The 19,383-nt window shown below is 68.2% G+C and carries 19 protein-coding genes; 16 read left to right on the top strand and 3 right to left on the bottom strand.

Features of this window, described 5'->3' with window-relative positions; all coding sequences use genetic code 11:
- Positions 1-74 precede the first annotated feature (74 nt).
- Entirely contained in the window at positions 75-1,133 is a 1,059-nt protein-coding gene (locus OXN85_07570; protein ID MCY3599814.1) for a hypothetical protein, read from the top strand.
- A gap of 89 nt (positions 1,134-1,222) precedes the next feature.
- Here the strand turns inward: OXN85_07570 and OXN85_07575 are convergent, their stop codons facing one another.
- Complete coding sequence (locus OXN85_07575; GenBank protein MCY3599815.1) at positions 1,223-1,558, bottom strand: STAS domain-containing protein; 336 nt, start codon at positions 1,556-1,558, stop codon at positions 1,223-1,225.
- Entirely contained in the window at positions 1,548-1,991 is a 444-nt protein-coding gene (locus OXN85_07580) for an ATP-binding protein (GenBank protein ID MCY3599816.1), read from the bottom strand. Before OXN85_07580 ends, OXN85_07575 begins: the two co-directional genes overlap by 11 nt.
- Positions 1,992-2,226: 235 nt before the next feature.
- Here OXN85_07580 and OXN85_07585 point away from each other — a divergent pair, with 235 nt between their 5' ends.
- The 9 genes from OXN85_07585 to OXN85_07625 all read left to right on the top strand — a co-directional run bounded on the left by OXN85_07585 (position 2,227) and on the right by OXN85_07625 (position 12,664).
- Positions 2,227-3,384 (top strand): SpoIIE family protein phosphatase, encoded by a 1,158-nt coding sequence (locus OXN85_07585; protein MCY3599817.1) that lies wholly within the window; start codon positions 2,227-2,229, stop codon positions 3,382-3,384.
- Entirely contained in the window at positions 3,384-4,562 is a 1,179-nt protein-coding gene (locus tag OXN85_07590) for an ABC transporter substrate-binding protein (GenBank protein ID MCY3599818.1), read from the top strand. Before OXN85_07585 ends, OXN85_07590 begins: the two co-directional genes overlap by 1 nt.
- A gap of 17 nt (positions 4,563-4,579) precedes the next feature.
- A complete protein-coding gene (locus tag OXN85_07595; protein MCY3599819.1) occupies positions 4,580-6,787 on the top strand; it encodes an ATP-binding protein in 2,208 nt (735 codons plus the stop codon).
- 28 nt (positions 6,788-6,815) lie between these two features.
- Positions 6,816-8,465 carry an amidohydrolase family protein gene (locus tag OXN85_07600; protein ID MCY3599820.1) on the top strand — a complete coding sequence of 550 codons (1,650 nt, stop codon included), beginning with the start codon at positions 6,816-6,818 and terminating at the stop codon, positions 8,463-8,465.
- Positions 8,466-8,490: 25 nt separating this feature from the next.
- Positions 8,491-9,141 carry a DUF305 domain-containing protein gene (locus OXN85_07605; protein ID MCY3599821.1) on the top strand — a complete coding sequence of 217 codons (651 nt, stop codon included), beginning with the start codon at positions 8,491-8,493 and terminating at the stop codon, positions 9,139-9,141.
- A 38-nt stretch (positions 9,142-9,179) separates the two neighbouring features.
- Positions 9,180-11,033: a hypothetical protein gene (locus OXN85_07610; protein ID MCY3599822.1), complete on the top strand. Its 1,854-nt coding sequence runs from the start codon at positions 9,180-9,182 to the stop codon at positions 11,031-11,033.
- A 137-nt stretch (positions 11,034-11,170) separates the two neighbouring features.
- Entirely contained in the window at positions 11,171-11,638 is a 468-nt protein-coding gene (locus OXN85_07615; protein MCY3599823.1) for a hypothetical protein, read from the top strand.
- A gap of 65 nt (positions 11,639-11,703) precedes the next feature.
- Complete coding sequence (locus OXN85_07620) at positions 11,704-12,189, top strand: hypothetical protein (protein MCY3599824.1); 486 nt, start codon at positions 11,704-11,706, stop codon at positions 12,187-12,189.
- Between the two features lie 4 nt (positions 12,190-12,193).
- Positions 12,194-12,664, top strand: coding sequence for a hypothetical protein (locus tag OXN85_07625; protein MCY3599825.1), 471 nt, complete (start codon positions 12,194-12,196; stop codon positions 12,662-12,664).
- Positions 12,665-12,706: 42 nt separating this feature from the next.
- On the opposite strand, the gene OXN85_07630 is transcribed toward OXN85_07625, so the two are convergent.
- Positions 12,707-13,957, bottom strand: a complete 1,251-nt coding sequence (locus OXN85_07630) for an alpha-hydroxy acid oxidase (GenBank protein MCY3599826.1) — start codon at positions 13,955-13,957, stop codon at positions 12,707-12,709.
- 264 nt (positions 13,958-14,221) lie between these two features.
- On the opposite strand from OXN85_07630, the gene OXN85_07635 reads away from it, so the two are divergent.
- The 6 genes from OXN85_07635 to OXN85_07660 form a co-directional block, all read left to right on the top strand.
- Positions 14,222-15,211, top strand: a complete 990-nt coding sequence (locus tag OXN85_07635) for an AAA family ATPase (protein ID MCY3599827.1) — start codon at positions 14,222-14,224, stop codon at positions 15,209-15,211.
- Between the two features lie 28 nt (positions 15,212-15,239).
- The gene (locus tag OXN85_07640; protein MCY3599828.1) at positions 15,240-16,115 is read left to right on the top strand and encodes a DUF58 domain-containing protein; all 876 of its coding nucleotides are present in this window, start codon (positions 15,240-15,242) and stop codon (positions 16,113-16,115) included.
- A complete protein-coding gene (locus tag OXN85_07645) occupies positions 16,112-17,116 on the top strand; it encodes a hypothetical protein (protein MCY3599829.1) in 1,005 nt (334 codons plus the stop codon). Before OXN85_07640 ends, OXN85_07645 begins: the two co-directional genes overlap by 4 nt.
- Positions 17,113-18,108 carry a VWA domain-containing protein gene (locus OXN85_07650; protein ID MCY3599830.1) on the top strand — a complete coding sequence of 332 codons (996 nt, stop codon included), beginning with the start codon at positions 17,113-17,115 and terminating at the stop codon, positions 18,106-18,108. The genes OXN85_07645 and OXN85_07650 overlap by 4 nt, the downstream gene beginning before the upstream one ends.
- A gap of 19 nt (positions 18,109-18,127) precedes the next feature.
- Positions 18,128-19,159 (top strand): VWA domain-containing protein, encoded by a 1,032-nt coding sequence (locus OXN85_07655; protein ID MCY3599831.1) that lies wholly within the window; start codon positions 18,128-18,130, stop codon positions 19,157-19,159.
- Positions 19,156-19,383, top strand: a 228-nt coding sequence (locus OXN85_07660; protein MCY3599832.1) for a tetratricopeptide repeat protein, incomplete at its 3' end; no start/stop codon positions are given. The genes OXN85_07655 and OXN85_07660, both read left to right, overlap by 4 nt.

The raw sequence follows: 19,383 nt of genomic DNA on the forward strand, positions 1-19,383 counted from the left end.
CCGAACGGCGGTGGCCGGCTATCTTCGGGTGTGACCGGGCTACACCGGAATCTTCGACGAGAGGGCATATCACTATGTGGAAACGCTCCATCGGAGTGGTCGCCGCATTTGGGCTGGGGCTGACGCTCCCCACCGTCCACCCCCTCCTTGCCCAGGAAATCCGGGCGCGTGGCGGCTCCACCGTCACCGTGGGCGCCCGGATCCAGGCGCAATACGAGGCTTCGAGCGTTGACGAGGCGCCAACCTCGTTCTTCATCCGCCGCGCGTGGGTGACGATCGACGGGAGGCTCAACGATCTCGTCACAGGCAGGGCCCAGTTCAACATCGACGGCGCATCGGTCCTGGAAGCCTACCTGGAACTCACGCCGAGCGAAGCGCTGCAGATCCAGCTGGGGCAGTTCAAGAAGGGGATGTCCTACTTCTGGCTGGTGCCCAATGCCTGGCTCCCGATCATCGAACGAGACGCCCGGGTTACGGGGGTGGATCACTGCCCCGGCGTCGGAAGCGTATGCACCTTCGGCCGCCTCACCGACGCGCTTGGCCTGGACAACTACGAGCCGGGCATCCTCGCGCAGGGGCGCGTGAGCGAACTCTTCGGCTACCGGTTCACGCTCACCAACGGCGAGGGGATCGGGAACAAGGACGTGAACACCGGGAAGTCGGCCTCGGGCCAGCTCTCGCTCTTCCCGACCGGAGGGACCACGCGCGTGTCGGCCTACTTCGCCCTGGACGAGACGTTGAACAGCCGGGACGAGACGATGGGCGTCCCGGCGATCGGGGCCGAGGTGGAACTCGGGACGTGGATGGGCGGTCCCCACCTGATCGCCAACGTCCTGCAGGGCCGCAACTGGAAGCTGAACGATGACGCGAAGTTCTCCGCCTTCCAGTTCATGGCCTTCTGGTACCTTCCCACCGCGCCGGAGTCCGGGTTCTCGGGGATCGAGCCGATGCTTCGGGTAAGCTGGGTCGATTCCGGTGCGGAACACCCCGAAAAGGTCACCGGGACGGTGGTCACGCCCGGCGTCATGGTGTACTTCACGGGCCGAAACGGGATCTCCACGAACGTGGATTTCTACAGCTCTGGCGGCCGGTCGGACTGGTCCTGGAAGGTGCAGGCGTTCGCTTTCTTCTGATCGGGCCCGGACGGGCCGCGACGAATCAACGGATCAGGGGGCGCGCCGGCGATCTGGCGCACCCCCTGATTCGTTTCCCGGTCTTTTTTCTACTTGAAGCTCGCCTGAGCTTCCTCGACCGTATCGAAGACCTTGGTCAGCCGGACGAAACCGCTGACCTCCAGCACTTCGAGGATATTCTCCGGGACGTGGCACAGGGCGAGCCCGCCGCCGGCCTGGTTGGTCTTGCGGATGGCGATCAACAGCGCCCGCAGCCCGGCACTGCTGATGTAGCGCAGGCTCCCGCAATCCAGGACCAGGTTGGTCGCTCCCCCATCGATGATGCCGGAGAGCTCCCCGTCGAAGTCCTTGGCGTTGCTGGAGTCTACGCGCCCGCTGACCACCCCTACGGCGGTATCTCCCGAATAGCTGGTCTCAATGTTCATCTGGCGATTCCTCGGTTCCGGCAGCCCCCAGCGGCTGCCTTAGGGTAAGGCAGTTGAAACCCTCGACCCGCTCGTACGCAAGCGTGTCAATAAAAGACTTCGTAAGGTGGATGCCAAGCCCCCCGATGGGACGATCTTCCGCCGCAAGGCTTATGTCGGGGGTCTCCGCGTCCTCAAGCGGGTTGAAGGGTCGGCCGTTGTCCCGAATCGTGATCTCAATGTCGGCGTCTCCGAGCCGAATGTCCACCGTGATGACCGGATCCCCCGTAACTCCCTCGAATCCGTAGGAGATGACGTTCGTCAGGAGTTCGTCCAGCGAGAGCTGAAAACGGAAGACGATGTCGTTGGAAAGCCCGCGCTCGAGGCAGAAGCGCTCGACCTCGTCCACTACGCGACGTGGCTCGCTCGGGTCCGGCTTGACGGCGATCCGCACTCCCGCTCCGCTCCTGTTCGCTGGCTGCCCACTCGCTGTGCCGGGCGCCCTCGGCGCCGAAACTACGCACGCTGCCGAGGTTCGACATATTGCGCGGCCGGTCCCCGGTTGCGGAGATTCCCGCACCGCAGCGCGGGGACCCCCGCGCGAAATCGACAGGGACGATGACGACTGGACGCGGTTTCGGACAAGGGCGGGGACCCATGTTCGACGATTCACCTCAGCCGAGGCCTCGATGCCGAAGATCCTGGTAGTAGACGACGAACCCGATCTGGAGCTGCTCCTCCGGCAGAAGTTCCGGCGCCGGATCCGCTCGGGCGAATTCACGCTGGTCTTCGCCCAGAACGGGGTCGAGGCCCTCTCGAAGTTGGAGAAACACGACGACGTCGACGTCGTGCTCTCCGACATCAACATGCCCGAGATGGACGGCCTCACGCTGCTGGCGCAACTGGGTGAACTCGACCGCGACCTCCGCGCCGTCATGGTGACGGCCTACGGGGACATGAAGAACATCCGCACCGCCATGAATCGCGGTGCCTTCGACTTCGTCACCAAGCCGATCGACTTCGGTGATCTGGAAACCACCATCGCCAAGACCTTGGAGCACCTCGCGGTGATGCGAGCCGCGCTTCGCGACCGGGACGCGCTGGTGGCGTTGCGCCAGGAGCTTGGCGTGGCGGCGAGGATGCAGGAGTCGATTCTGCCGACGAACTACCCCAGCGACCCGCGCTACGAACTCCATGCCTGGATGACGCCGGCCCGCGAAGTGGGAGGGGATTTCTACGACTTTTTCCGCCTCGAGGAAGACCACATGGCGATCGTCATGGCCGATGTCTCGGGCAAGGGCGTGCCGGCGGCCTTCTTCATGATGGTGAGCCGCACGCTGCTCAAGGGGACGGCAATCGGCGAGGCGGACCCCTCGGTCTGTCTCGACGAGGTGAACCGGCTTCTCATCAACGAGAACGAGGAGTCGATGTTCGTGACCCTCTTCTACACCAAGTTCAATCCCGTGAACGGTCAGGCCACGTTCGCGAACGCCGGGCACAATCTTCCGTTCCTCATCAAGGCGTCGGGAGAGGTCGAGCAGATCGTCTCCGATCCGGGACTCGTGCTCGGCATCATGTCCGGGGTCGATTTCCCCAAGGGGTCGATCACGCTTGAGCCGGGCGATGCCGTCTTCTTCTACACGGACGGCGTGACGGAGGCGATGAACGAGGATGGCGTCGAACTCGGCGAAAAGGAGCTGGCCGAGGTGCTGGGCGAATGCCACGGCTCGTCGGCGGAAGACATCAACCGGCACGTGATACGGGCGGTGCAGGAACATGCGGGAGAGGCGGACCAGTCCGACGACATCACCTGCCTGACCCTCCGGTACCTGGGGACGCCCTCCTGATGCGGCGCCGGTCGTTCGCGCTCGCGGCCGTCGTCGCGGCCGGCACGCTGCCCGGCCCCGCCATGTCGCAGCAGGGCGAAGCCGCGACCGAGGGGGTGTACGCCGATTCCATCGTCTTCGGCCAGTCCGCGGCCCTCGAAGGGCCCGCCGGCGAACTGGGCCGCAACATGAACCTCGGCATCCGGGCCGCGTTCGAGGAAGCCAATCGGGAGGGCGGCGTCCACGGGCGCGCCCTCCGCCTCATCGTCCGCGACGACGGCTACGAACCCGAACCCGCCGTCGCCAACACGCAGGAACTCATCGAGCACGGCGTGTTCGGCCTCATCGGCGCCGTCGGCACGCCGACCTCCGCCGCCGCGGAACCCGGCGCGAGCGAAGCGGGCGTCCCCTACATCGGGGCGTTCACGGGCGCCGGCCTGCTGAGGGGCCCGGACCAGCGTTACGTCGTCAACCTCCGGGCGTCGTACGGCCAGGAAACCAAGGAGATGGTGGACCGCCTCGTGGATGACCTCGACTTCCGGCGCATCGCGGTATTCTACCAGGATGACAACTACGGGCTGGCGGGCCTGACGGGCGTCCGCAGCGCGATGGACGAGCGTGGCATGGCACTCGTCAGCGAGGCGCCATACATGCGGAACACGCGGGCCGTGAAGCGCGGTCTGCTCGACATCCAGGCCGGCAACCCGCAGGCCGTCATCATCATCGGCGCCTACATCCCCGTGGCGCACTTCATCCGGTGGGCGAGGAAGATCGGCCTCGACGCCCTGTTCGTGAACATCTCTTTCGTCGGCAGCTACGCCCTCCTCGACGAGCTGGGCCGCGCTGGAGACGGCGTCGTCGTGACGCAGGTCGTGCCCTTCCCCCGCGACCCGAGCGTCCCCGTGGTGGCGCGCTATCAGGCCGCGCTGCGGGCGGTCGATCCCGCCGCCCGGCCGGGCTTCGTATCGCTGGAGGGCTATCTGGCCGGACGGCTGGTCGTGGAGGCGCTGGCAGCCGGCGATCCGGACGTTCGGCCCAGCCGGGAGTCCTTCCTCCGCACGCTGGCGGAATCCGGGCCCATCGACCTCGGCGGGTTCACCGTCGAATACGGCGTGGAAGACAACCAGGGCTCGGACCTCGTGTTTCTGACCGTGATTCGGGAGGGCGAGTTCGTTCCCGTGACCCGGCTCTCCCGGTGAGTACCGCGGGGCCTCCGGTGAAACAGAGCGACGAGCGCATCCACCGCGCCTTCGAGTGGGCGCTGGCGCGGCTCCCCGGCCGGATCGGGGCGCGGGCACGGGAGGCGACGGGCGGCCGGTTCGGCATCGGCAGCCAGATCGTCGTCGGACTGGGCGGCGGCGTGCTCCTGACGATCAGCGCCATCCTCCTCGCGCTCCTCCTGATGACCATCGTCGAGCGCGGACAGAGCGAGGTCACGCAGGAACAGATCCCTTCGCTCCTCGCCGGCCACCGCGTGACCCAGCACAGCGAGGCGCTCCTGCGCGCATCCCCGCAGCTCCTGTCAGCCGCGGACCCCGCGACGCTGGCGGACGTCCGGGCCGCCGTCCTGCTGGAACAGGACAGCCTCCAGTACTGGGTCGGGGAGGTCGGCGGCGGAACGGGCATGGAAGCGGATGTCGCCGGTCTGGCCGAAGGCCTGGTGGCGAACATCAACGAGATCTACGAGTCGGTCAACAACCGGATGACCTACGCTGCCCGGCTCGCCGAGATGGCGGCGACCGTCGAGGAGACCGGACTCCGTCTCCAGTCGGTGCTCGAGGAGGCAATCGACGATCAGTATTTCTTCATGCGCACGGGGCTCCGCCAACTGACGGACGTGCCGGCGCCGGGTGCCCAGCGCCAGGCGCTCGACGAAATCGAGCAGCACGACGGCCTGCTGAACTTCAAGGCGTCGCAGAACCAGGCGATCACGCTCATCCAGCAGGCCTTCACCGAGACTGATGCGGAGCAGCTGCTCGCCAACCAGGGGCGCGTGGAGACCGCGCTTCGCGATGTGCGGGCGACGCTGCCCAGGATCCGTCCGCTCCTGAGGGAGACGCTGGCCGACGCGGTGAGCGTCCCCAGCGAGCTGTACGGAGGTCCCGCCGGCATCTTCCAGACCCGGCGGCGGGAACTGGAGGAGGTCGGTCTGGCCGAGGAACTGCTCGAGCGCAACCGGCAGACGACGGTCGAACTCGACATGGGCGTCCGGGCGCTCATGGATCGCGTCGAGGACAGCGCCCAGGAGGCGGCCAGTCGCTCCGAGTTCCTCGTGCAGCTGGGGTTCTGGTTCCTCCTCGCCGTGATCCTGTTCACGATCGGCGCGGCCCGCATCGCCTGGAAGACCTTCGGCCGGTCCCTCATCGTTCGACTGAACAGCCTGTTCGCGACCACGCGGCGCATGTCCGAGGGCGACCTCGAAGTGAAGGTGGAGGTCGAGGGGAACGACGAGGTGACCGACATGGCGCACGCGCTGGAAGTCTTCCGCAAGCACGCCCTCGAGGTGCAGCGGCTGAACCTGGTCGAGAAACTGGCGCAGGAAGTGCAGACGAAGAACGAGGCGCTGGAGCAGACGCTCGACGACCTCCGGCGTACGCAGGAACAGGTCATCACGCAGGAGAAGCTGGCCTCGCTCGGCGCCCTCACGGCGGGGGTCGCCCACGAGATCCGCAATCCGCTCAACTTCGTGAACAACTTCGCGGTTCTGTCGAAGGAACTGATCGACGAACTGAAGGAGGAGCTGAACGAGGTCGCGGAGGGGAACGCGGAGATGGACCGCGAGTTCATCGACGAGGTTCTCGGCGACCTGGACATGAACGTGTCCAAGGTTCGGGAACACGGAGGCCGGGCGGACCGCATCGTCGAGGGAATGCTGGCTCATTCGCGCGACGAGGCCGGCGCCGCGGAGACCATCGACGTCAACCAGCTGGTCGACGAGTACGCGAAGCTCGCCTACCACGGTTTGCGCGGCACGGACTCCTCCTTCAACGTGACGCTGGACCGCGATTTCGATGACGAAGCCGGCGAGGTCACCGGCATCGCCCGCGATTTGAGCCGGGTCTTCCTGAACATCGTGACCAACGCCTGTCACGCGACGGCCGCCCGCAAGGAGGCGGAGGAGGACGCCGACTATTCGCCCACCGTCGCACTCAGGACGAGGGGCTACGAAGACCACGTCATCGTGTCGATCCGGGATAACGGCACCGGTATTCCGGACTCCATCGTCCGGAAGATCTTCGAGCCGTTCTTCACGACGAAGTCGGGGACGCAGGGAACCGGGCTCGGACTGTCGATCTCCCGCGACATCGTCGTGGGCCACGGCGGCGAGCTCGAGGTGGAGAGCGAGCCGGGCGAGTTCACCGAGTTCCGGGTCAAGCTGCTCCGCGAGAGCAACATTTCCGAAGTGGCGGCGGCCGTGACATGAGGTTCGCCGCATGGATCATGGAGGGATCATGAGAACGAAACGGTATTGCCGGGTCATCCTGACGGCGGCCGGGGTCTTCCTCCTCGGCGCGGGATCGCTGCTCGCGCAAGTCGGCCGCCCGGAAACGACGCCACGCGGGGACGACGAGGGCGACGGCCCCTACGACCGCCTGATTCTTCGCGGCGTCACGATCATCGATGGAACGGGCGCGCCGCCGCAGGGCCCCGTGGACATCGTCATCGAGGGCGACCGCATCGTCTCCGTCAACACCGTCGGCTTCCCGGGGCTCGACATCAACGAGGATCGCCGGCCCGATGTGGAAATCGAGGACGATCCGGGCGCGAACGTGCACGAGGTCGACCTCTCCGGGCACTTCGTCATGCCCGGCTTCGTCGACATGCACGCGCACACCGGCGGCCTCCCCAAGGCGCCGCAGCCCGAGTACGTCTACAAGCTCTGGATGGCGCACGGGATCACGACCTCCCGCGGCGTGGGTCACGGGCCGATGATGTGGTCGCTTGAGGAGAAAGCGAAGGCGGCGCGCAACGAGATCGTCGCCCCGCGCATGTACACCTACGTGCGGCCCGGCGAGGCCTGGGGCCAGGGGCTGGTGCACTCGCCCGAGACGGCGCGCGAATGGGTGCGCTGGGCGGCGGCTCAGGAAGTCGATGGACAGAAGATCGACGGGCTCAAGCTGGGTTCCTACGACCCGCCGATCATGGAGGCCCTCATCGACGAGGCGCGGCAACACGGGCTCGGCACCGTGGCCCACCTCGGCCAGATGGGCGTGGGGCGGATGACCGCGCTCGACGCGGCCGAGATCGGGCTCGACATGATGACCCACTACTACGGCCTGTTCGAGTCGATGCTGTCCGACTACAGCGTCCAGGACTGGCCGCTCGACTACAACTACCAGAACGAGCAGCACCGCTTCGGCAACGTGGCCCGGCTCTGGGACCAGGTCGATGGCCCCGGCTCCGAGAGCTGGAACGCGCTCCAGGAGCGCTTCCTCGAACTCGGGTTCGGGATCGATCCGACGATGACGATCTACGAGGCGAGCCGGGACGTGATGGCCGCCCGCAACGCGGACTGGCACGAGGACTACACGCTCCCCAGCCAGTGGGACTTCTACCAGGCGAGCCGCGCCGCGCACGGCTCCTACTGGTTCTACTGGGGCACGGAGGAAGAGGTCGCGTGGCGGAACTTCTACAAGGTGTGGATGCAGTTCCTCAACGAGTTCAAGAACCGCGGCGGCCGGGTGACGACGGGCTCGGACTCGGGCTTCATCTACAAGCTGTACGGCTTCGACTACATCCGGGAGTTCGAACTGCTGCGCGAGGCCGGTTTCCACCCGGTGGAGGTCATCCGCTCGGCCACTCTGCACGGGGCGCAGGAGTTGAACGATCCCAAGGGACTCCCGCCCGACTTCGGGATGATCCGCCCCGGACTCAAGGCCGATTTCGTCGTTGTCGAGGAGAACCCGCTTCAGAACCTGAAGGTCCTGTACGGAAACGGCGCGCCGAAGCTCAACGACGAGACCGGCGAGACGGAGCGCGTCGGCGGCATCAAGTACACGATCAAGGACGGCATCATCTACGACGCGAAGCGGATGCTGGCCGACGTGCGCGAGATGGTGCGGGCGGCGAAAGCCCAACTTGCGACGGAGGACGACGATTAACGGCCGACGGGCGGAGGGCTCTGGAATGAAGTTCGCGCGCGGGACCGGGCTCCTGCTCGTGGCGCTGGCCGCGTGCCGCGGCGACGCGGGCGAGGCGGAGGGGGAGGTGCGGACGGTCCAGCCCGGCGCCCCCGGCGAGGCCACGCGCGTCCTGACCGTGGAGGAAGCCGCCTCCCTCGATCACGTCACGCATACCGAGGCGGACGTGCGCTTCATGCAGGGGATGATCCCGCATCACGCCCAGGCGCTGGAGATGGCCGCGCTTATTCAGGAGCGGACGGAGCACGAGGGGCTGCTCCTGCTCGGGCGCCGGATCGAGATCTCCCAGCGCGATGAGATCGCGTGGATGACGCGCTGGCTCGAGCGCCGCGGGGAGACGGCTCCGATGATGGGGGCCGGACACGCGCACGGACTCGGCGAGGGCGAACTCATGCCGGGGATGCTGTCGCACGAGGAGATGGCCGCCCTCGCCGCGGCACGCGGCTCCGAGTTCGACCGGCTCTTCCTCGAAGGTATGATCAAGCATCATCAGGGCGCGCTTATGATGGTGGCGGAACTGTTCGACAGTCCTGGCGGAGGCCAGGAGACCGAGATCTTCCGGTTCGCGGCGGATGTGGACGCGGACCAGGACATGGAGATCCTGCGCATGAGCGACATGTTGAACGCGATTCCATGAGCGCTCATCGACGATTCACGGAGGTAGGAGGTAGGAAGATGTCACGCAGAGAGACCTTGACCGTGGGACGGCGGATCGGCCGCCCGGCGGTGGCGTTGTTCGTGTTGGCGTTCGGCTGGCTGGCCGGCGCGGATGCCCTGGCGGCCCAGGACCCGCCACCACCCCCTCCGGAGGCCGTCTGGGAATGGGATCCGGACGATCCGCGCATCGGGCTCGCGCCGGGCCTCCACGACGCCGGCATGGCGATCGGCAACCTCGAGCGGCTGGTCAGCCTTCCGAAGCCCGACCCGTTCCTCACGGACGAGGCCGGCGGACGCGGGCCGACCAACTCGGACATCGCCTTCCAGGGAGACCTCGTCTTCCAGGGCAGCTACTGGGGCTTCCAGGTGTTCGACGCCTCGGATCCCGCCCAGCCCGAACTCGTCGTCGCGGTCGTGTGCCCCGGCGGGCAGGGCGACGTCAGCGTGCACGAGAACCTTCTCTTCATGTCGGTCCAGCAGGCTTCGGCCCGGCTCGACTGCGGCACGGAGGGGGTCCAGGACAGCGTCAGCACCGTGCGCCTGCAGGGGATCCGGATCTTCGACATCTCCGACATCGGGAATCCGCGCCAGGTGAAGACCGTGCAGACGTGCCGCGGCTCGCACACGCACACGCTCGTCACCGACCCAGGCGACGACTCCCACGTCTACATCTACGTCTCGGGTACGGGACGCGTCCGTTCGGGCAGCGAACTCCAAGGCTGCTCCGGCCTGCCGGCCGACGAGGACGAAGACACGGCGCTGTTCCGGATCGAGATCATCGAAGTGCCGGTGGCTGCGCCGGAGAATGCGGAAGTCGTGAACATGCCGCGCATCTTCGCCGACCCCGAAACGGGGGATATCGCGGGCCTGTGGGCGGGAGGCGACCACGGCGAAGGCACGCAGGCGTCCCGTCTCACGAACCAGTGCCACGACATCACGGTGCGCTCGGACCTCGGACTCGCCGCCGGAGCCTGCTCGGGGAACGGCATCCTGCTCGACATCTCCGACCCCGAGAATCCGGTCCGCATCGACCAGGTCGTCGATCCGAACTTCGCCTACTGGCATTCGGCGACCTTCAACAACGACGGCACGGCGATCGTCTTCACGGACGAGTGGGGCGGCGGCGGAGCGCCGCGCTGCCGCGGCTCCGATCCGGAGACGTGGGGCGCCAACGCGATCTTCACGATCCGCGACCGCAAGATGGAGCTGGCGGGCTACTACAAGCTGCCCGTGCCGCAGACGGAGCAGGAGAACTGCGTGGCCCACAACGGCTCCATGATCCCGGTGCCCGGCCGCGACATCATGGTGCAGGGCTGGTACCAGGGCGGCCTCTCGATCTTCGACTTCACGGATCCGGAGAATCCGTTCGAGATCGCCTACTTCGACCGCGGCCCGCTCGACGCGGTGGAGATGCTGAGCGGCGGCTACTGGTCGGCGTACTGGCACAACGGTGCGATCTACGGCGCGGAGATCGCGCGCGGCGTGGACGTGTTCCAGCTCGCCGCCAGCGAGCACCTGTCGCAGGCGGAGATCGACGCGGCGATGTCCGTGATGGTCGGCGACTCCAACGTGCAGAACCAGGAGCTGTTCGAGTGGCCCGCGAGCTTCGCGGTCGCGCGGTCGTACCTGGTCCAGATGCAGCGCGGCAGCGGCATCCGGGCCGAGCGCGGGGAGCGGGTGGCGTCGCTGCTCGACATGGCGGAGAGCCAGTCCGGCGCCGAGCGGAACGCCACGCTCGATGAATTGAACGCGGTCGCCGCCGAACTCGACGAGGACGCGCGCCTCGCCGCCAACGCGGCCGCGCCGGGAGATGCGCGGCGCCTGGCGCTGCTGGCCGACGCGATCCGCGACCTGACGGCCTCGCTGCGCTGAGCCCGGCCTTTCGCAGGAAGCTCCGGGGGTCGCAGGTGGCCCCCGGAGCGAATTTCTTCCGGCGGGGAACCCGGAGCGCGCGGGACCGTATGACGGTGTGACCACGTCGAGTTGAGCAGGTCCCGCGAAGCGAGCCCGTGACGAACCACGACACCCTGACGGATCCACCCCCCACCGGCGAGTTGACCCGGGGCATCGTCCCCGGAGGCACCTTCCTCGCCGACTTCCTCTACCCCGAGCCGGCGGAGCGCCGCGTCGGGGCGATCATCGGCTGGTGGGAGAAACGCCGTCTCCCCTACAACCTCATCGTCGGCGGCACCGGGCTCGTGACGATGACGTTCGGCGCGGCGCTCACGGCGGTGGTCGCGACGCTTCAACCGGTCGACCTGGTCCGCGGGGCGATCTGGTGGGCCGTGTGGGCGAATGTGTGCTATACGCTCGGACCCGTCGTCGAGATCGCGCTCCAGAAGCTGTTCGGCGAACGGCTCCTTCCGGCCGGCCCCCTCCTCTTCCGGGCGGGCGTGACCGTCGCCGTCGGCGTCACGCTGCTGCCCATCATCCCCCTCACGATCGGGTTCATCCTGAACTTCCTCGGACTGCTCTGACCGCCGCGAGGTGGGGCCCTTGGCTCCTGTGGGTGCTGGCGAGCGGAGTCGGCGGAGCCGTGGGCGTGGTCCCGGCGAGGATCATCGGTACGGCGATGGGCGAGGCCGTCCTCGGGGCCGTTGCCCTGGGCGGGGTCCTCGGCGCGATCGCGACCGCCCAGTGGCTCATCATGCGGCGGCGCCTGTCCTGGGCGGCCCGGTGGGCGACGGCAAAGATCGCGGGTGGACTCGTGGGAGGTGCCGTCGCTCTTGGCCTGTTGGACGCACTGTCCGCGAACGGAAGTGAAACCCTGGGCGCCGTCCTGGGAACGCTCGCGGGACTGGCCGCGTTCGGCACGGTCCAATGGCTGATTCTCCGACACGCCACGCGTGCCGGCTGGTGGGTGGCGGCAAGCGTTGCGGGTCTCGTCGCGGCCGGCCCCCTCGGCGTGGGCGTGCTGGGGCTGCTCGTTGGAGACGGCGGAGGCTTCGGAGCGATGTACGGAGCGATCACGGGCGTTCGGTTCGTCTCCGTGATCTCGAAGCGTCCGGCTTCCGCGCCGGCGGCCTGAGGGAATGAAGCCCGACGCCATGACGGATTCGACCTCTCCCGGCGGCGGACTCCCGGAGGGCAGCGTCCCCGGGGGCACCTTCCTCGCGGACTTCCTGTACCCGGCTCCGGCGGAGCGTCGGGTCGGGGCGATCGTCGGCTGGTGGGAGAAGCGCCGGCTTCCCTACAACGTCGTCGTCGTCGGAACCGGACTTGTGACGACGACCGTCGGCTCGCTGATCATGGCCTTGAACGGAGAATTCGAACCGCTCGTGTGGTTCCGGGTCGGTATTTTCTGGCTGGTTGCGGCTAACGTGAGCTATACGCTGGGTGCCGCGATCGAGATCGTACTCGACAAGTTATTCGGCCGCGGAGTCCTTCCCGCCGGCCCTCTACTCTTCCGGGCCGGAGTGACCGCTTCCGTCGGCGCGACGCTGTTCCCCATCATCTTTATCGTGCTGGGGTACATTGCGATGAGTCTGGGCATCGGTCCCTGACCGCGGCGCGGTGCTTCGCGTTCCCGCGGGAACGTCATGTCGTCAGTCGACGCCGATGGAGTGGGGGCCGATGTCGGCGAGTGACGGGGTCCCGACGGCGCCCATGGTGATGCGCAGTTCCTCGATCAGGATTTCCAGCACCCGCTCGACGCCCGCCTGGCCGAAGGCGCCGAGTCCCCACAGGTAGGGGCGCCCGATCGCCACCGCCGTCGCGCCCCGCGCGAGGCCCTTGAAGATGTCCGTGCCGCGGCGGAAACCTCCGTCGACGATGATCGGCACCTCGCCGCCCGCCACCTCGACGACCTCGGGAAGCGCGTCGATCGTGGCGCGGCCGCTGCCCTCCGCGCGGCCGCCGTGGTTCGAGACCCAGATGCCGTCCACGCCGTGTTCCAGCGCGAGTTCGGTATCCTCGCGGGTGACGAGCCCTTTCACGACGATCCGCTGGTCCGTGATGTCGCGCAGGCGGTGCACGTAGTCCCACGTCATGGTGGGGCCGGCGCTGTCCGGCGGACCCTGGGGCAGCCCCTCGTACATCGGCTTGACGGGGTCCGCGCGGCCGCCGCTCCGGTGACAGCTCTCGCAGTTGCGGTCATCGATCCGCCGGTAGCGCTCCAGCGTGAGACGATTGCTCCCGCCCAGGAGATCCACCGTGAGCACGATGACGGGGCAGCCGGCTTCACGAACGCGGTTCACGAGCGCGACGGTCGCGTTCCAGTGGCGCGGCGCGTACAGCTGGTACCAGACCGGCTCCCCCCGCGCCTCGTTCACCGCCTCGACCCCCGTGGAACTCACCGATGAGAGCGTCTGCAGGTGGTTGCGGGCCGCGGCCGCCCGCGCGGTGGCGAGCTCGCCGTCGCGGTGAAAGCCGACCTGGCTTCCCGCCGGAGCGATCATGAGCGGCGTCGGCCACTCCCGCCCGAAGATCGAGACGCGCATGTCGAGGTTCGAGACGTCGACCAGCCGGCGCGCGCGGAGGTAGATGCGCTCCAGCGAGGCCCGGTTGTTCGCCTGCGTCCCCTCACCGTCGACGCCGGTCTTGATGTATCCCCAGTGCGCCGTTGGAACCGTCTGCGCGGCCACCTTCTCGAGGTCGAAGACGTCGAGGGCCTCCTGCGCCGACGGGACGAGGTCATCGAGCGACCGCGCCGGCGCCTCCTGCGCCACTGCGCGCCCCACCAAGCCCAGGTCGCAACCGGCGAACGCACCCAGGAGAGGGCTGGCCGCAAGCCAGCGGAGGAGGTCGCGACGGTGGACGGCCTTCGATTCCGATCCCGGCTCCGGCGTGTCGTACATTCGGCGCTCCCGGTTGGCACCCCGCGACTGGCAGCCCGTGGCAAAGCCCTGCTGCGTTCACGGTGCCCGCCGCCACGGCCCGCGTCAACGCAGGTCGGCCGGAAACCCTTCGGGCAACGCCGAAATTCGATAAAATGTCTTTCAAGCGCCGATCCTTATCGGCGCCGCGTGCCCGAGGCGGTTCGCCCGCGGGCTCCAGGCCCTTCGCGTGAGATCATTCGAGAGACGATTCAAGACGATTCGAGAGGAGAGGAACGCACCGCGGTGAGTCACGACATCGAAGCGATACAGGAGAAGATCCGCGAGCAGAGCGCCTTCGTGGAGCGGCTGGCCGACGAGGTGGGGCGCGTCATCGTGGGGCAGCGAACCATGGTCGAGCGGCTCCTCATCGGCCTGCTCGCCGACGGCCATGTGCTCATGGAGGGAGTGCCGGGACTGGCGAAGACCCTCACGGTGCGGACGCTCGCGCAGGCGATCGACACCGGCTTCCAGCGGATCCAGTTCACGCCGGACCTCCTCCCCGCCGACCTCATCGGAACGCTGATCTTCGACCCCAAGCGGAGCGAGTTCCAGACCCGAAAGGGTCCGATCTTCTCCAACATCATCCTCGCCGACGAGATCAACCGGTCCCCCGCCAAGGTCCAGTCCGCGCTCCTCGAGGCGATGCAGGAACGGACGGTCACGATCGGGGACGAGACCTTCCCCCTCGACGACCCGTTCCTCGTTCTCGCGACGCAGAATCCGATCGAGCAGGAGGGGACGTACCCGCTCCCCGAGGCGCAGGTGGACCGTTTCATGCTCAAGCTCTCCGTCGGATATCCGGACAAGGAGGAGGAGCTGGAGATCATGCGGCGCATGGGCGTCGGGTCCGCGCCCGAGCCGCAGACGGTCGTCACGCCGGACGAGATCCTCCGGGCGCGCCGCGCCGTCGACCTCATCTACATGGACCGGCAGGTCGAGCGGTACATCGTGGAACTGGTCTTCGCCTCGCGCGCGCCGGCCGACCACGGACTCGACGACCTCGCGGACCTCATCGCCTACGGCGGGTCGCCGAGAGCCAGCATCTGCCTGGCGCGAACGGCGCGGGCACACGCCTTCCTGCGGCACCGGGGTTACGTGACGCCGGAGGATGTGCGCTCCGTGGCCCTCGACGTCCTGCGGCACCGCGTGCTCGTCACCTACGAGGCCGAGGCCGAGGAAGTCACGAGCGAAGACGTGGTGAACCGCATCCTCGACAGCGTCGAGGTCCCGTAGGGGTTCGGGGGCAGGAGGGGATCGAGGGATGATTCCGCGGGAGATCCTCCGGAAGGTCCGCCGCATCGAGATCACGACGCGGGGGCTCGTGGACCAGGTGTTCTCGGGCGAATACCACTCCGTGTTCAAGGGACGCGGCATCAACTTCGCCGAGGTCCGCGAGTACGACTACGGCGATGACATCCGCACGATCGACTGGAACGTCACCGCCCGCACCGGAACGCCCCACGTCAAGATCTTCGAGGAAGAGCGCGAACTCACGGTGATGCTGCTCGTCGACGTGAGCGCGTCCGGAGATTTCGGCACCCGCGAGCGCATGAAGGGAGACCTCGCCGTGGAGGTGTGTTCCCTCCTCGCCTTCAGCGCGATCAAGAACAACGACAAGGTCGGGCTCATCATCTTCAGCGACCGCGTCGAGAAGTTCGTCCCGCCCCGGAAGGGCCGGCGGCACGTCCTGCGCGTGCTGCGCGAGATGCTCTACCACGAGCCCGCGGGCCGCGCGACGGACCTCGGCGCGGCGCTCGAATATCTTTCCCGCATCATCCGCCGGCGGGCCGTGGTGTTCGTGGTCTCCGATTTCGTCTCGAAACCCTTCGAGAAGGCGCTCGGGGTCGCGGGCCGGCGGCACGACGTCGTCGCCCTCCGCGTGAGGGACCGCCGGGAGTCGGAGCTGCCACCGATCGGACTCGTCGAACTCGAGGACGCGGAGACGGGAGAACGGATCGTCGTCGATACGTCGAACCGGGACTTCCGCGCGGCGTTCGCAAGCCGCGGGGAGGAGGCGCGGGCGGGGCAGGACCGGACCTTCCGGCGCAGCAAGGTCGATGTCGTGGACCTCAGTCCCGGGCGCCCCTACCTGCGGCCGCTCATGCGCTTCTTCGAGGAACGGGGGCGGCGCATATGAGTCGCGGACCGGGGCGCGGGAACCGGCGGCGGGCGATCATGGGCCTCCTGCTGGTGTGCGGGGCGCTCAGCGCGCGTGGAGACCTCCGGGGACAGTCGCCGCGGGTCACGATCGAGCCCGACACGACGGAGATCCACGTGGGCGATCCGCTCGCGCTGCGGCTCGCCGTCGAGCACCCGGCGGATTTCGCGGTGCGCTGGCCCGATTCCCTCTCGCTGGGCCCCTTCGAGACGCTGGCGCTCGAGGTGAGTCCGCCCGAAGCCTCGGCGGACGGCACCCGGACCGCGGCGGTGCTTCACGTGACCGCCTTCGAACTCGGAGAACTCGAGATCCCGTCCTTTATCCTCGAACTCACGGACGGAGGCGACGGGACGACTACCGTCTCCACCGACCCGGTGGTCATCGGAGTGACCACGGTCGGGCTCGACGAGGGCGGGGACATCCGCGACGTGACGGGTCCGCGCGCGATCGCGCGGGACTGGCTGCTCCTGTGGCCGTGGTTCCTGCTCGCCGCGGCCCTCGCCGGCCTCAGCTACTGGTGGGGGCGCCGGCGGCGCCGCCGCCCCGACCGGATCGACTCCCGGCCGCCGGTCCCGGCCCGGCCGGCGCACGAGATCGCGCTCGAAGCCCTGGACCGGCTCGAAGCGTCCCCTCTCCTGGAACGGAGCGAGATCAAGCCGTACCACATCGAGGTGTCGCGGATCATCCGCGCGTACCTGGAGGGACGCTACCGGATCTGGGCGCTGGAGATGGTCACGCCGGACGTGATTTCGAGCCTGGGACATGCCGGCGTGGACCCCGGCATTCGCACGGCCTTCGAGCGCTTCCTGGACGCCTGCGACCTCGTGAAGTTCGCCAAATGGCGGCCGGATGACACGGCGTGCCGGAACATTCTCGCCGACGCGCGCTCGCTGGTGGAGCGGACGCAGTTTGTGCCCCCGCCGCCCGTCGCGGAGCCCGAAGCGACGGCGGACGACCGGATCGAGGCGGCGGGGTCGTGATCCACCGGTTCGCGGACCCCGCGTTTCTCCTGCTCCTGCTTCTCCTCGTCCCGGCACTCGCCTACCGGCACCTGGCGAAGGGAGGGCGCAGCGCCGGCGCCCTGCGCTACCCGGATCTCGCGCTCCTCCGCCACGCCGGGGCCGAGCGCACCGGCCGCCTGCGCCATGTGCGGCTGGCGCTGCGACTTCTCGCCCTCAGCGCGCTCATCGTCGCTTTCGCCCGCCCCCAGTCCGCCTCGACGAGCGAGGACGTCTCGACCGAGGGCGTCGACATCGTGATGGCCCTCGACATCTCCAGTTCCATGCTCGCGCAGGACCTGGCGCCCAACCGGCTGGAGGCCGCCAAGGAGGTTGCGGCCAACTTCGTCGAGCGCCGGCGCAACGACCGCATCGGGCTCGTCGTGTTCGCGGGTCAGGCGTTCACCCAGGCGCCGCTCACGATCGACCACCCGGCCGTCTCCGCAGTCATGGCCGAACTGGAGGTGGGGATGGTCGAGGACGGGACCGCGATCGGACTCGGACTCGCGACCGCGCTCAAGCGACTCGAGTCCAGCCAGGCCGAATCGCGGCTCATCGTGCTCCTCACCGACGGCCGGAACAACCGCGGCGAGATCGATCCGGCGACCGCCGCCCAAATGGCCCGGGCGCTGGGGGTCAGGGTCTATACGATCGGGGCCGGTTCGCGGGGGACAGCCCCGGTCCCCGTCGATGATCCGGTCTTCGGGCGGCGCCTCGTCTCGATTCCGGTGGATGTCGATGAACCGACGCTCACGGAGGTCGCCGAGGTCACCGGAGGTCGCTACTTCCGGGCCACGGACCGCGAGAGCCTCGAGCGCATCTACGAGGAGATCGACGCCCTCGAGACGACCGAGGTCGACGTGCAGAGCTTCACGCGGTACGGCGAACTCTTCCACTTCCCGCTCGCGGCGGGACTCGGACTGCTGCTGCTCGAGATCGGGCTCGCGCAGACGGTCCTGCGAAGACTGCCGTAGCGAGGGGGGAGGCGAGATCGTGTTCCGCTTCGGGTTCGTCACGGCGCTGTTCGGACTGGCGCTCATCCCGCTGGCCGCCGGACTCATGTGGCGCGGCGCGGTGCAGCGGCGCCAGGCGCTGGCCCGCTTCGGCGATCTCGCGCTGGTTCGCCAGTTGAGCCAGAGCGTGAACTCGCGGGCCCGCGCCTGGAAGGCCGTCGGCCTCCTCGCCGTGCTCGGACTCTCCGTCGTCGCCGTCGCCCGTCCGCAGTTCGGCTCGCGCGTGGAGACCGTCCGCCGCGAGGGGATGGACATCGTCGTCGCCCTCGACCTCTCCACCTCGATGCTGGCGGAGGACCTCGCCCCCAACCGCCTGCAGCGCTCGAAGCTCGAAATCCAGCGCCTCATCGAGCGGCTGGATGGGGACCGCATCGGCCTCATCGCCTTTGCCGGCCAGGCCTTCGTCCAGAGCCCGCTGACCTCGGACTACGGGGCCGCGCGCCTCTTCCTCAACGCGATGGACACGGACCTCGTGCCCGTGCAGGGGACGGACCTCGGTGCCGCACTCGAACTCGCGCTCGACGCCTTCTCCGACGCGCCGGTGGAGGAACGCGTCATCATCGTCGTCACCGACGGCGAAGACCACGAGGGGGGCATCGAGCCGGCGCTGGATCGCGCACTCGAGGCCGGGGTTACGATCCACACGGTCGGCGTCGGTTCGACGGACGGCGTCCCCATTCCCGAGTACGACGCGGCGGGCCGGGCGGCCGGGTTCAAGCGCGACGAAGCGGGGGCCGTCGTCACGACCCGCCTCGACGAGACGACGTTGCGGGAGATCGCGGCGCGAACGGGCGGCCAACTCTACCGCAGCACCCCCGAAGCGAGCGAGTTGACGGCGCTCATCGAAGAGGTGGCGGAGCTGGGCGGACGGGAGATCGACGCGCGCGAGGTCACCCAGTACGAGGAGCAGTTCCAGATATTCCTCGGAGCGGCGATTCTCCTATTGTTCCTGGAGGGCCTGTGGACGGACCGGAAGAAGACGGTGAGGGTCTGGAGAGGGAGGTTCTCGTGAGTACGACGCCTGGCGGGAGCGTGCGGTTGTGGCTGCCCGTGGCCATCGCGACGCTTGCGGCTGCGGCCGCGGCTCCGGGCGAGATCCGGGCGCAGGCGGGGCGCGCGGAGACGCGCGAGGGGAACCGCCTTTACGAGGAGGGACGTTTCGCCGAAGCGCACGAGAAGTACCTGGAAGCGCTCCTCGAGGCCCCCGACTCCCCCGTCATCCGGTTCAACGATGGG

Origin of the sequence: Candidatus Palauibacter australiensis (assembly GCA_026705295.1) — a bacterium.
Taxonomy (GTDB): Bacteria; Gemmatimonadota; Gemmatimonadetes; order Palauibacterales; family Palauibacteraceae; genus Palauibacter; species Palauibacter australiensis.

Excerpts from the sequence above, each read along its gene's own strand:
- OXN85_07570 (MCY3599814.1), top strand. The coding sequence starts at position 75 with ATGTGGAAACGCTCCATCGGAGTGGTCGCCGCATTTGGGCTGGGGCTG.
- OXN85_07575 (MCY3599815.1), bottom strand. The coding sequence starts at position 1,558 with ATGAACATTGAGACCAGCTATTCGGGAGATACCGCCGTAGGGGTGGTC.
- OXN85_07585 (MCY3599817.1), top strand. The coding sequence starts at position 2,227 with ATGCCGAAGATCCTGGTAGTAGACGACGAACCCGATCTGGAGCTGCTC.
- OXN85_07590 (MCY3599818.1), top strand. The coding sequence starts at position 3,384 with ATGCGGCGCCGGTCGTTCGCGCTCGCGGCCGTCGTCGCGGCCGGCACG.
- OXN85_07600 (MCY3599820.1), top strand. The coding sequence starts at position 6,816 with ATGAGAACGAAACGGTATTGCCGGGTCATCCTGACGGCGGCCGGGGTC.
- OXN85_07605 (MCY3599821.1), top strand. The coding sequence starts at position 8,491 with ATGAAGTTCGCGCGCGGGACCGGGCTCCTGCTCGTGGCGCTGGCCGCG.
- OXN85_07610 (MCY3599822.1), top strand. The coding sequence starts at position 9,180 with ATGTCACGCAGAGAGACCTTGACCGTGGGACGGCGGATCGGCCGCCCG.
- OXN85_07625 (MCY3599825.1), top strand. The coding sequence starts at position 12,194 with ATGAAGCCCGACGCCATGACGGATTCGACCTCTCCCGGCGGCGGACTC.
- OXN85_07630 (MCY3599826.1), bottom strand. The coding sequence starts at position 13,957 with ATGTACGACACGCCGGAGCCGGGATCGGAATCGAAGGCCGTCCACCGT.
- OXN85_07640 (MCY3599828.1), top strand. The coding sequence starts at position 15,240 with ATGATTCCGCGGGAGATCCTCCGGAAGGTCCGCCGCATCGAGATCACG.
- OXN85_07645 (MCY3599829.1), top strand. The coding sequence starts at position 16,112 with ATGAGTCGCGGACCGGGGCGCGGGAACCGGCGGCGGGCGATCATGGGC.